Raw genomic sequence first — 12,334 nt, 5'->3', positions numbered from 1 at the left:
GTTAAGGATCACTCCAACTCAACCACACCCTCACGCATCTGAAGCGCTGATCAACTTAGCATGAGTATGGGGAAGACCCGGTCGTTGGTTTGTTGGCCTGCATGAATTGGGCAACACCCCCACAGACGTGGGGAGGACGGGATGCCGTCCGGTGAGGTCCGCTTCGTCGTCCCCACCCCCGTGGGGGTGTTTCCGTCAAGCTGCCCAGCCTTCCGGACAAGGAGTGGTCTTCCCCACGCCCGTGAGGTGTGTTTCGACACCATCACCTTGAAGGTCGAGACCGAAGGCGCGTTCCCCACGCCCGTGGGGGTGTTTCCTCCACTCTGGCGCGGGCATCCGTACTGCTGCAGTCTTCCCCACGCCCGTGGGGGTGTTTCTTGTACCTCGTCAATCAGAAGCACCCCCACAGTGTGGGGAAGACCCGACAGCGGAACCGCTTTTGAGGGGCGCGGTGGAAACACCCCCACGGGCGTGGGGAAGACAGCGCATACAGCGAAAGAACCCGGACTACGTGAGAAACACCCCCACGGGCGTGGGGAAGACATCTAGCCAATCGCCTTCGTCGGGCGTACCTCAGAAACACCCCCACTGGCGTGGGGAAGACGTGTACGGATCGGCCTTGCGCGTGTCGGTGTAGGAAACACCCCCACGGGCGTGGGGAAGACCGTTCTAAGCTACGCTGCAGCTCGTCGCCCCGGGAAACACCCCCACGGGCGTGGGGAAGACTTCACCAACGCCACCTTGGGGTGGCTTTTTTCAGAAACACCCCCACGGGCGTGGGGAAGACTTCTCTCCGGTCGGCGACGACAAGTCCAGGTGGGAAACACCCCCACGGGCGTGGGGAAGACGAACTCACGATGTCCGGCGAAGTGCACCGCTTGGAAACACCCCCACGGGCGTGGGGAAGACACGGCATCCAGGCTTTTCTTGAACTCTTCGAGAGAAACACCCCCACGGGCGTGGGGAAGACCCCCGCAAGCCCATGAAACGGCGCCCTGCCCTGGAAACACCCCTACGGGCGTGGGGAAGACCACCGGATGGTGCCGAAGGGCGCCCCGTACACGGAAACACCCCCACGGGCGTGGGGAAGACGCCTGCTGCTGGACCCTGGCAACCCTGAAACGAGAAACACGCCCACGGGCGTGGGGAAGACGGCGCGCGCGGCGGCCGCCGGCGGCGCCAGCTGGAAACACCCCCACGGGCGTGGGGAAGACGATCGGCGCGTCCCGCTGTCGCGCATCGTCTGGGAAACACCCCCACGGGCGTGGGGAAGACAGCGCGGTGACGGTCAATGTGGGTGTCGCGGCGGAAACACCCCCACGGGCGTGGGGAAGACGACGAAGAGCACAAGCCGAACGATAAAGACCTGGAAACACCCCCACGGGCGTGGGGAAGACACGGCGCGCGCGGCCCTCTAACGTTCTAAACGAGAAACACCCCCACGGGCGTGGGGAAGACCAGCGCCAGACATTGAACGACAAAATCCACGCAGAAACACCCCCACGGGCGTGGGGAAGACTGTTCTGGACATTGTGTGCGATAGCTGCATTCAGAAACACCCCCACGGGCGTGGGGAAGACAACCTGTGTCTGAAAGTGATGCAAAACAACTGAGAAACACCCCCACGGGCGTGGGGAAGACTCGCTGATATCCTGGGCAGCTTCCCATATCTGGGAAACACCCCCACGGGCGTGGGGAAGACAGGCCCGATTGCTGATAGTCGGACTGCGAGACGGAAACACCCCCACGGGCGTGGGGAAGACATAGGTGGACCAGTATCGGCGGGCAGCCTGCAGGAAACACCGCCACGGGCGTGGGGAAGACTACCGGGCGCTGTGCAAATCGATCATGGCCGCAGAAACACCCCCACGGGCGTGGGGAAGACGGCGAGATCGATCCTGACGACGCGGCGCACCTGGAAACACCCCCACGGGCGTGGGGAAGACGTGGTAATCCGGCAACGCGCGCGCCTCTCCATAGAAACACCCCCACGGGCGTGGGGAAGACCGCTACTGGACGATCAACGGCGACAACATCGAGGAAACACCCCCACGGGCGTGGGGAAGACGCGGTGGCGGCCGTCACGCCAGGGATGGCGACGGAAACACCCCCACGGGCGTGGGGAAGACATTCGAGCGGCGTGACGCCGGATGCTTCGACCAGAAACACCCCCACGGGCGTGGGGAAGACCCGGTTGGTGTGCCCAAATCGAGCGCGAGAATGGAAACACCCCCACGGGCGTGGGGAAGACGCTTCCACGCTCGCCCGGCGCGGCAAGAACCTGGAAACACCCCCACGGGCGTGGGGAAGACTCGATGCCCATCACGCGGATCACGCGCGCCTTGGAAACACCCCCACGGGCGTGGGGAAGACCTTCACCGATGGCTACGTAAAACCTACAGTACAGAAACACCCCCACGGGCGTGGGGAAGACCGGTCCCGATTACTGCGTCTGCTAGACCACTCAGAAACACCCCCACGGGCGTGGGGAAGACTGCAATCTAGGATTGACAAAAACTCTCACTTGAGAAACACCCCCACGGGCGTGGGGAAGACATCCAGACGGGCAAGCTGTTCGGGGTGGGGCAAGAAACACCCCCACGGGCGTGGGGAAGACTTCTCTCCGGTCGGCGACGACAAGGACCGCTGGGAAACACCCCCACGGGCGTGGGGAAGACACAGCGCCATCACGGCGCCATCTGGCATGCGGAGAAACACCCCCACGGGCGTGGGGAAGACCAATGTGGCGCTCATCAGTGCACCAAACGTCTAGAAACACCCCCACGGGCGTGGGGAAGACGCAAGCTCTACAGGTGCCCGGACGGACAGGAAAGAAACACCCCCACGGGCGTGGGGAAGACTCGCACAATTCGCGTTGCCCGTGGCCGATGCCGGAAACACCCCCACGGGCGTGGGGAAGACTATGGACCGACAAAAAGGACGGCGCTATGGATAGAAACACCCCCACGGGCGTGGGGAAGACCGAAGCGCCCCATTGGTCTATCGCTACGCCGGAGAAACACCCCCACGGGCGTGGGGAAGACACCGCCGCAGGCGCCGTACACGGAAGACCCGAAGAAACACCCCCACGGGCGTGGGGAAGACAGCGCCTGCAACGCCATCTTGGTCTGGTTGTCGGAAACACCCCCACGGGCGTGGGGAAGACACGAACACGGTGCCGTCGAACTCGAAGCCGCGAGAAACACCCCCACGGGCGTGGGGAAGACTTACCTATATCGTTGGAAACCGCGTATACATTAGAAACACCCCCACGGGCGTGGGGAAGACAAAGCGTATTGTGCGTCCCGCAAGAACTGTCCAGAAACACCCCCACGGGCGTGGGGAAGACCTCCTCGGAAGATACCTTCTCGGCCTGTGCCAGGAAACACCCCCACGGGCGTGGGGAAGACGCCTATCGGCTGTTTGTGCTTCCATGTAGAGAAGAAACACCCCCACGGGCGTGGGGAGGACCAATGGAGACACCTGGTATGAGCGGAACACGGGGAAACACCCCCACGGGCGTGGGGAAGACTTTGCACACAGTCACGCACTTGTTGGATGCCTGGAAACACCCCCACGGGCGTGGGGAAGACGGCAAGGAAGTGGTGGGCCTGGACAGCGACGCGGAAACACCCCCACGGGCGTGGGGAAGACCTGGTGCCGGCGCAGCTGGCGCGCGACTTCGCGGAAACACCCCCACGGGCGTGGGGAAGACGGGCACTTGGTAGCGGATCTCCCGCACCACCAGGAAACACCCCCACGGGCGTGGGGAAGACTCCAACGTATCAATCACTGAATCGACTTCGTCGGAAACACCCCCACGGGCGTGGGGAAGACCTTTGCGATGGCGTCAGCTCGGTCTTTGGCCCAGAAACACCCCCACGGGCGTGGGGAAGACCGATTGTGGCTTTCTGTTCTTCGGTCATATCAGGAAACACCCCCACAGGCGTGGGGAAGACCGCCTCCTATGGGCCATGTACAAACACTGAACGGAAACACCCCCACGGGCGTGGGGAAGACACCAACAGGTTGTGTGTTCAAGCGCGGATATTACTACCTATTGCGCTTCCGAGGATTTCAGGGTTTCGACAATCAGCTGCAACCCACTCAGCAGCACTTGTGGTTTGCGTGGAGGGCCAATTGTGATGATGCGGTAGCCCGGGGCCTGCTGCTGGCTCAGATAAATCATCACACCAGATTCGACTGGGCAATGCTTGACCAGATAGTCCACCACGGTTTGCGCCGTCGAGTCTTTAATGCCAGAAACAAACACATTCGCCCGTGGTTCGATAAACCAAAGCTTCATGCGCCCCCGTACTGCTGGAGGCAATTCATTGGCGAATACGACGACCATGCTTGCTCCCCATTAGCGTGGTGATATCGGCCACGGCGGTGGCCAGCAAATCCATCTCCAGCGCCCGCTCACGAAAGCGCGCAGAGACCAACTGCTTGTTGTAGCGGCCAGCCAACTCGCGGGTGAGCGAGAAGGCCAAGTCGATGCACAAGTGCTCTTTATACAGATCGGCCAGATCATAGACAAAAGGCAAGGGGCTGCCGGAATGGATAAAACCGATGTGCGGCGAGTAGCCCAGGCTGTGCACCACTGAACACAAAATGCCGTACAGCGCCGCATTGCTGGCGGTAAGCACCTGATTGGTGATGTCGACTAGCTCGAACTTTCCCGGCACGTATTGCCGCCCCTTCCAACCCACCTGATACTGCTCGGCCTTTTGCTGGTAGAGGCTACGCACGCGCTGGCCCTCCATGCCCATCATGGCGGGCAGGCTTTTCCCCACCAACTCGGCATCCGGAAAACGTCGCGCATAGAGTTGCCGAACCACATCCAGAGCGCTGGTGTCATCTGCCGATAACTTGATCTGCTGCTTGAGGTTGCGCGTATCGGCGGTGGGCAGAAAGCCTGCGGCATAAAACAGCAGGCAGTCCTCCCCTACCCAACTCACCGAGCAGTTGGCAGCCACCAGCGTCTTGACAGCCTCGTGGGTAATGCTGGTACCTGGTCCCAGCAACAGCGTATTGATGGTGGCAATGGGCAGGGGAATGACCTGGCCATCGGAATCAAGCCATTTGACGCTGCTGTCGTCCACCTCCAGCCGCCCGCGCTCCAGATACAGGAAAGGGTATTTGTCCTTGATCTGCGGCAGCGATTCGCGGGTGACCTTGACCAGCAACCGCTGGCCGTTGCTCATTCCCCAGGCTCCGGCATCGGCAAGACGGTTACGCGGCGATCGCGGTAGCGCTTGTCGGTACCGAACTGCAGCGGAACGTCGTTGAGGGTGAGCACCTCGCCGTCGTGTTCGCCCTGCTGTACAAGATAGTTCGCCACTTTGCTTTTGGCGGCGGCGAGTTTGTCCGCTGCAGCCAAGGCGGCGGCACTATCCGGGTAAACGCCCTGATAAATCAGTTCGGTCGGAACGCAAGTCTTGCGCCCAAGGTAAAGATCCCACACTGGGTCTTGCAGTGCGCAGGCATAAGTTTCGGCGTCCTCCGCAGGCACTTGCAGCGCCACGGCGAAGGTGGTGTCTTGCAAATAATAGCGATAGGTCATTTTGGTGCCCCCTCCCACCGGCTTCTTACCTTCGTTGGTTTTGGGGATCAGCAGGTTTTGCCAAGGGTCGGCGTCGTCGTAACCACTGCCCACCATATGGAAATCGCGCAGCAGCGGCTGGCGCGGACTGGCCGCGCCCTTGGCATCTTGCGGAGTATAGGCAATAAGCTGAAGATCGAGGTCGGCCAACTGTGCCAGCCTCTCACGTTGTTCGCCACCGGCACCCAACGCGCAACACAACAGGCCGAGCACACCGGATTTGGTAGGAAAAGCCAGGGTATCGCGCCGGCCAAAGCGCGAGTCGTGCCCCCAGGCTTGCAGCGGGCCTTCCAGCCACAGCAAGAGATAAGGATTGCTCATCCGTGCCTCACTCGACGTGGCTTTGCAGGCTGGTAATCAGCTCGTCTATGCTGAAGTTCTCGTCCTCGCCCCACTCGTAGTCGCCCACTTTGCAAAACAAGCTACCGGACAGTTTTTCCTTCTTGCCCAGATAGGTTTTGAGCTCGGCAATACTGGCTTGCAGGTAGCCGCCATCGCGCGGCTTCACTGCGGTTTCGAACGGCACCTGCAGCCGTTGGCCCCGACGGACCAGCACCTTCGCAAACTCCCATGGCGAGGCGCCGGACTGGGTGGTCTGGCGGGCAGCCGGTATCGCTACGTACAAAGCACGGGTAAAGGCATCGACGGCTGCTTTCAGTTCCCCGTTGCCCAGCGTCTGTGCCAATTGGCCAAGGTCTAGGCTGACATAGCGGTAGTAGGTGGCCGAGTTGTATTCCAGGCTACCCATGTGCGCAGAACCGGGCTCGTCTTGCAGGTCGTCGAGCGCGGTGAAGAATTCCACTTCGTTGCTGACCTTGTGGGTGGAAACGGCATGAGCGAAGCTGGCGGCAGCTTCGACGTTCATATCGGGAGCTTTGGCAACCATGCGGCCAAACAGGGCAATATCGAGGGCATCCAGTGCCTTATTGAGCGTCTTCTTGCCTATCTTGCCAAGTTCCTTTTCCTTGATGCTGGTGGCGTCGAAGCCCAGTTCGCGTGCATAAGCGGCAAAGGCGTCGGCTTCGGCAGCGCTGACAAACAGCAGCGTATCGTCGCTCAGTACGGCGGCGATTTTCTCGGCGCAGGCAGTGGCACCGGCATCCTCCGCGCCTACTCGCAGCATAGCATCGTGCAGCAGCCCGGTGACTTTCTTGGTACGCACGCCCAGCTTGATGCCGAAATCCTGCAAGGACAGGCGCACTTGGCGCTTCCAGCATTGCGAGCTGACGCGGGCTCGGGTGGTGCCGCCAATAACGGCGGTCTTGGGCGCGCCAACGTCGTCACGGTTTAGGCAGGTGACAGGGAACGATTGCAGGATATGGAATTCAATGCGGGTGTTTTGGGTCATGATTTTTTCCTTGGAATTAGTCGGTATTCATTCGCCCAGCGGCACGATTTGCAGCAAGCCGCAGCCAAAGGCACGGCCACGCCCTATTCCCCGGGCAAAGCTATGGCGGAAGGTTTCGGGGTCGCTCACGCGCAGCACGCCTTGCAGCCGGGCTTGCGCCAGGGTGACATCACGCTGCGTCTTGTCCTTGAAGCGCAGCACTTCCACGCGCTCTACTTGCAGCCGCTGCGGGTCGACGGCAAAGCCCCAACTCGCTTCAGAGCGTGACACGAACCACTCGGCAATGGCCTCGCGGCCGCGCACCGGTACCAGTTTCTTGCTGGCGTGCTCGCGGCGCGTCGGGTTGATCACCACCGTGAAGCGAAAATTGCGTTGCGAAAAAAAGCTCTCTGGCAGATGCCGGCTTTGCACTTCGCCATATTGGCCATCGACATTGGCTGCGGGGGGACGGTCCGACAGCAGCAATACCTTGCGGCCGTGTACGTCGCCCCCCATGTCGGCAAACTGGATGCCGCTGGATTCACTGGCCTGCTTCTCGGTCTCATTGCGCACGTCGGAAAACAGGCTGTATACCACGCGGTGCAATGAGTATGGGTCGGTCAGACGGAGGGCCTGACAGTCGCGGCGGCTCAGGTGCAGCACGCTGGCAAAGAGAGAGTCGCTCATGCTTCATCCTCGACTGGCTGAAGGTAAAATTCCTGTGCCCATTGGGCCTTGATGCGCTGGCTGTCGCGATTAAAGTGCAGCAACTGCTTCAGCAAACGGATGTAGTCCAGAGGCTGCGCGGCCTTGCTATCGATCAGCGACAGCTGGGCGCGCAGGATACGGCACAACTCGGAGGCGTCGTCACAGGACAGCAGGCGGCGTAGCCGGGCGCGGGCCTGTTCGCTGTCGCGGCCATCGTCGTAGCAAGCGGCTATGGCGCGCCCCAGTGTCAGGGTGCCATTGCCACCAGCTTTGGCGCGGGCGATGCTCGCGGCCACGGTCTGGTAAGCAAGGCGCGGGTGCTCATATTCAAGCGGTATGCCGAAAGTCGCTAGCAACTCCCAGCTCTGGTGTTCGGTAGCGGGGTTGTCGGCGCGACGCAGGCGGGCGGCGAAGCCCTTGTCGTCCTGGCAGCGCGACAGTACATGACTGACAAAGCGCTCCGCCTTGTCGGGCTGGCCAGTGGCCGGATTTGCCTCGTTCATCGGGTCTCCTCGTACAAGTATTTGTTGAGATTGGGACGGCTCTTCGCCCAGGCGTCGAGCTGCCTGGCGGTTTGATTCGGGCACTGGCGGTCAAACGCTAGATGCAGGTTGCCAGCAAAGCGGCGGCGCAGTTGCTGGCGGCCCTGCTTGTTGGCGTCGCCATCACCACAGCTCTCGATCATTTGCTGGGCGTCGCGCTCGCACAGTTGCCAGTAAAGGGCGGTGGCTTGCTCGGCCAGCGGCTTACCGTCCACCAATTGGGCCTTGTAGTAGCCCATCACGCAGCCATAGAGCTGGCCGGACAGTTCGCTCAAACTGTCCAGCTCCTGACGCAGACGGGCAAACCAACGACTGCCCAATTCACTGGAATACAGCCAGATGGTGGATTCGACATAGTCGTCGGTACCAGACGCATATTGTTCACCAGCGTTACTGCTGACACGCAATCCGCCCGACCAGATGGCAAATTTGTCACAGTGATGCGCAGCGCGTCGCGTTGCCACACGCAGTTGCAAGCAGTCGAAGCTACCCTGCCCCGCGTCCAAAAAACCCAGTAACGCGGTCAATTCGCGCCAGGGACGGCGAGTCGGGTTCACCCACAGCACTTTCGGATCCTTGCCGCGCTGGTTAATGGCGATGGTGGGGTCGATACCACCCGCCTTGTAATCGGGGTGGGCAATGCCTTCGCTGTAGTGCAAACCGTCAGCAGCCAACAGACAAAAGCGCGATAAGGGTAGTAGCCGGCCTTGCAGCGTGAGCTTGTGCTGCCGTGCTGTAGCACAGTCTTCGCCCTGCGGCATGGCCTCCCATGGCGGATGGCCGACGCCGCCCGGGTAGAGCTGGCAATCGGCAATATCCTGTCGCGTGAGCAGGTTCAACCGCAGTGTCTGCCGCAGACCGTCGCCCAACACGAAGTTGTGCAGCAAACCCAGGAAGCCAACTGACGGGCCAGGTTTTCCGGTGGATGGCTTGCCTTTCTCATTGGTTTTGCCGGGATACCCGGGCGTCAACACCACGCTGTTGTCGGTCTTCTTGCCACCAAGCGCAAAGCCCATCTGTACCAGCAATAGCAGCGCCTTGTCGGCATCGTCCAGTCTGCTTTCCTGCTGGCTTTGAGTAAGGACCGTGGTATTGCCAGTGGAAACTTCGGGCAAGACGGTGCCATAGCTCTTGCATTCCGCCTTGTGTATGGCAGGCATCTGCAGAATCGGCCGCTCGCCATACAGATAGAAATGTTCATGCCGCCGTTGCAGGTAGTCCAGGCAGCTTCCGGCAAGGTCGGCCGGACTCATGGCCTGCCAGCCGTCATCGTCCTCTGGAGTTGCGGCGGCCTGGGCGATGGACAGCAAGAACTTGAGTATGGCAATTTTCTGTACCGGCGTGCCGCCCAGCATGCCGTAGTCCGTGCTGCCGAACAGCTGTGCCAGGCTGACGCGGCCAACATCGGCCACCGGTATCCACGGCTCGTCGATGAGGTTGTAGCGATTTTCCATGGTTCAGTCCTTCTGTTTGACGATCTTGTAGCCGAGATCGTTGCGGTAATGGTGTTCGTGCTTGCCAGGCAGCGCTTGCCCGTCCAGTGTGGTGAGACGGTCGCTGTCGTCCACCAGCGCGATGCGCAACAAGGCATCTTCCTGCGGCGAATTGCCAAGATAAAAGATATGGTGCAGACCGAGCTTTTCCAGCCGAGCACGGTCACTGGCCGGGGGCGCCAAGGCGGGACGCAAACTGACGATTTCGCGCATCAACGTGATGCTCAACGTACGCCAGCCCGCAGGGGACAACTTGTGACGCTGTGCGGGCAGCACCACGGTGCGCCCGTCCAGCAAGGTCAGTTCGGTAGATTTTTGTTCGGACACGTAGACGATGCGGCGCAACAGCAGTGTGTCCTGAGTGTCCTGCTCGCTGTAGCGGGTCGATACCGCAACATCCGATTTTGTATCACCTGCCGTTGCCAGCGTGGCTTGCGCCAACCGTTGCAAATCTTGTCGGCCGACGCGTCGCTGAGTGCCGCGCAGGCTGCCGTGTTCCAGTTCGTACAACCAGCGCGCCATGTCTCCGTCTTCCTCGCGCACGGCATAGGTTTCTTCGATCAGGCCGCGAATGTCATGTGGCAGATTGATCTCATCGCGCTGCTGCCAGCTTTGCAGGCTGCGGCACAACACATAGGGACTGTAGACTGCCGCGCTGTCGCCAAAGGCGGCTGGACTAGCAATGGCGTCGGCCAGATCAGGAACCAGCATCCATGCCTCGGCGCGAGCGCAGGCCACTCTCGGCGTTTGCTCATGCCGCCACAGGCGGCCCAGACGTTGCAGCAACATGTCGGTAGGGGCAAAACGGCTGATCAGGAAATCGGCATCGATATCCAGTGATTGTTCCAGCACTTGCGTGCCCACCAGAATGCGGCCTTGCCGGCCGCGCTGCGGCCATCCTTGCTTACCGAACAATGCTACCCATTGATCCTCGTTGCGCTGGCGATGAGTCTGGGTAAAGCGCGAATGCAACAAGCCACAGACGATCCCGAGGTCAGCCGCACGCGCGGCGAGCACTTGGAATATAGCCTGGGCGCCAGCGACGGTATTTTCTACCCACAGTACTTGCTGGCCCTGCTCTGCCCGTACGAGGGCTTCTTCCAGCGCGGCTGCGTCCTGCCGCTGCAGGGTCAGATTGACGGTGCGCGCTGCCGGCGGCAAGGCCGGGATTTCCGTTGCGGTCAATGCGTGCTCGGGCAGCGCAGTGATCAGCGGGTAGTGCCGGCTGCTCACTGGCGCTTGAAGCAGTTGTTCACGGCGCGCCTGTGCCAGCGTAGCGCTAAGCACGATCACCGTGCAACCCAACTCGCGCAGCAGGCTCACCAGCGCATTCAGAATGGTGCCGGTATAAATGTCGTAGCTGTGGACTTCGTCGAGGATTACCACTTTGCCGGCCAAACCGAAAGCGCGCACAAAGCCGTGCTTGACGTTCATGGCCGCCATTAAGGCTTGATCCACTGTCCCAACAGCAAAAGGCGCCAATAGGCCACGCTTGGCCTGTTGGAACCAAGCGCCGCCGGGACGGCCTTCTTCACCCATTTCCGATTGCATCAGCCAGGCTTGGCCATGCAGCAGCAATCCGCGCCGGTGGCGGCATCCCGGCTGAAGAATCTTTTCAAGAAAGGGGATGAAGCGGTCGTAGAGTTTGTTTGAAGTCAGTTGGGTGGGTAGGGCAAAATAGATGCCGGATGCACGCCCTGCGGCCAACAGGCGGTACGCTGCATACAGTGCCGCTTCGGTTTTCCCCTGCCCCATTGGGGCTTCCAGTACATAAACACCGGGATCGGTGATGGTTTCAACCAGCGTACTCTGGATAGGATGTGGGGCGAAACCGAAAATATCGTCGAAATGCAATGCTTGCAGTAACTGTGGCGGGATAAATCCGGCATCATCCAGTGCTTGACTAATTAGCGGTTGCCAGTCCTGTTGCGGGTCCTCGAATTGTGGGCCGGAGCCTATCCAGTCCGCCACACTGGTGAGTCCAGCCAGCAAGCGTGCTTGTGACGGGTGGGTCAGTTGTGGCCAATCGCCCTGTAAAGCATCTTTAAGCGCCGCCACCAACGCAACGCGTTCAGCATGCCATTCCAAGCCGCCGAAGATCTCGCTATCGGCGCGGTAAATAGCAGTCTCGGGACGAAAACCATGATGCTGTCCCAGAACGGCGGCGAGCAGCCGGGAAACACCGATGGCCTCGGCCGTCACTTGGCTAACCCCGGCGTGGCCTCCCCACTGTGCCTCGATCTCTGGCTGAATATCCGTCAGCGATGGCAACGTGCTTTCACGGCAGGCACGCCTCAGCTTCTCGTAGAAGGTAGGACTAACCTTGCCGATATCGTGACAGGCTGCGACAAAGTGCGCATCCGATGGGAATAGTTTATGTAAAGCGGCGGGCCAGCGTGATAACAACGCTCTCGCGACCTCCCCCACTATTTGGCAATGATTAAAAACATTCCGACCAAGGACTATCGAGCCATCTATTTTATCGACATAGGTCTTAGCGGGGCATTGCTCGAACGAGATTACCTTGTTGACTGTTTTCTGGGCTCGAGTACGCCGCATAATTGTGTATCCAAATTATTCAGATAAATCACAATTGCATAGCATTTTATATTTGTAAAGTGGAAACTTTTTCTTGGTGGCATTTTCGCACCATTGAATC

At 60.4% G+C, this 12,334-nt stretch carries 8 protein-coding genes and 1 CRISPR repeat array; all 8 genes read right to left on the bottom strand.

Annotation, left to right across the window (positions count from 1 at the left end):
* Positions 1 to 454: 454 nt before the first annotated feature.
* Positions 455 to 4,020: a CRISPR direct-repeat array (repeat unit 28 nt; unit sequence GAAACACCCCCACGGGCGTGGGGAAGAC).
* Positions 4,021 to 4,057: 37 nt separating this feature from the next.
* The 8 genes from cas2e to cas3 are packed head-to-tail and all read right to left on the bottom strand — an operon-like array spanning position 4,058 to position 12,234.
* On the bottom strand, positions 4,058 to 4,354 hold the full coding sequence (gene cas2e, locus BM436_RS07210; RefSeq protein WP_093554836.1) for a type I-E CRISPR-associated endoribonuclease Cas2e: 297 nt from the start codon (positions 4,352 to 4,354) through the stop codon (positions 4,058 to 4,060).
* Positions 4,332 to 5,207, bottom strand: a complete 876-nt coding sequence (cas1e, locus tag BM436_RS07205; RefSeq protein WP_093554835.1) for a type I-E CRISPR-associated endonuclease Cas1e — start codon at positions 5,205 to 5,207, stop codon at positions 4,332 to 4,334. Before cas1e ends, cas2e begins: the two co-directional genes overlap by 23 nt.
* Positions 5,204 to 5,926 (bottom strand): type I-E CRISPR-associated protein Cas5/CasD, encoded by a 723-nt coding sequence (cas5e, locus tag BM436_RS07200; protein WP_093554834.1) that lies wholly within the window; start codon positions 5,924 to 5,926, stop codon positions 5,204 to 5,206. The genes cas1e and cas5e overlap by 4 nt, the downstream gene beginning before the upstream one ends.
* A gap of 7 nt (positions 5,927 to 5,933) precedes the next feature.
* Positions 5,934 to 6,953 (bottom strand): type I-E CRISPR-associated protein Cas7/Cse4/CasC, encoded by a 1,020-nt coding sequence (gene cas7e / locus BM436_RS07195; RefSeq protein WP_093554833.1) that lies wholly within the window; start codon positions 6,951 to 6,953, stop codon positions 5,934 to 5,936.
* Between the two features lie 27 nt (positions 6,954 to 6,980).
* Positions 6,981 to 7,619 carry a type I-E CRISPR-associated protein Cas6/Cse3/CasE gene (gene cas6e / locus BM436_RS07190; protein ID WP_093554832.1) on the bottom strand — a complete coding sequence of 213 codons (639 nt, stop codon included), beginning with the start codon at positions 7,617 to 7,619 and terminating at the stop codon, positions 6,981 to 6,983.
* The gene (gene casB, locus BM436_RS07185; protein WP_093554831.1) at positions 7,616 to 8,143 is read right to left on the bottom strand and encodes a type I-E CRISPR-associated protein Cse2/CasB; all 528 of its coding nucleotides are present in this window, start codon (positions 8,141 to 8,143) and stop codon (positions 7,616 to 7,618) included. The genes cas6e and casB overlap by 4 nt, the downstream gene beginning before the upstream one ends.
* On the bottom strand, positions 8,140 to 9,636 hold the full coding sequence (gene casA, locus BM436_RS07180) for a type I-E CRISPR-associated protein Cse1/CasA (RefSeq protein WP_093554830.1): 1,497 nt from the start codon (positions 9,634 to 9,636) through the stop codon (positions 8,140 to 8,142). The genes casB and casA overlap by 4 nt, the downstream gene beginning before the upstream one ends.
* A 3-nt stretch (positions 9,637 to 9,639) precedes the next feature.
* Complete coding sequence (cas3, locus tag BM436_RS07175; RefSeq protein ID WP_093554829.1) at positions 9,640 to 12,234, bottom strand: CRISPR-associated helicase Cas3'; 2,595 nt, start codon at positions 12,232 to 12,234, stop codon at positions 9,640 to 9,642.
* Positions 12,235 to 12,334: the final 100 nt, after the last annotated feature.

Source organism: Pseudoduganella namucuonensis, from assembly GCF_900116645.1.
GTDB lineage: Bacteria > Pseudomonadota > Gammaproteobacteria > Burkholderiales > Burkholderiaceae_D > Rugamonas > Rugamonas namucuonensis.
The sequence above is the reverse complement of the archived record's forward strand: the minus strand, read 5'-3'. Positions and strand labels throughout refer to the sequence as shown.

Excerpts from the sequence above, each read along its gene's own strand:
- cas2e (WP_093554836.1), bottom strand. The coding sequence starts at position 4,354 with ATGGTCGTCGTATTCGCCAATGAATTGCCTCCAGCAGTACGGGGGCGC.
- cas1e (WP_093554835.1), bottom strand. The coding sequence starts at position 5,207 with ATGAGCAACGGCCAGCGGTTGCTGGTCAAGGTCACCCGCGAATCGCTG.
- cas5e (WP_093554834.1), bottom strand. The coding sequence starts at position 5,926 with ATGAGCAATCCTTATCTCTTGCTGTGGCTGGAAGGCCCGCTGCAAGCC.
- cas7e (WP_093554833.1), bottom strand. The coding sequence starts at position 6,953 with ATGACCCAAAACACCCGCATTGAATTCCATATCCTGCAATCGTTCCCT.
- cas6e (WP_093554832.1), bottom strand. The coding sequence starts at position 7,619 with ATGAGCGACTCTCTCTTTGCCAGCGTGCTGCACCTGAGCCGCCGCGAC.
- casB (WP_093554831.1), bottom strand. The coding sequence starts at position 8,143 with ATGAACGAGGCAAATCCGGCCACTGGCCAGCCCGACAAGGCGGAGCGC.
- casA (WP_093554830.1), bottom strand. The coding sequence starts at position 9,636 with ATGGAAAATCGCTACAACCTCATCGACGAGCCGTGGATACCGGTGGCC.
- cas3 (WP_093554829.1), bottom strand. The coding sequence starts at position 12,234 with ATGCGGCGTACTCGAGCCCAGAAAACAGTCAACAAGGTAATCTCGTTC.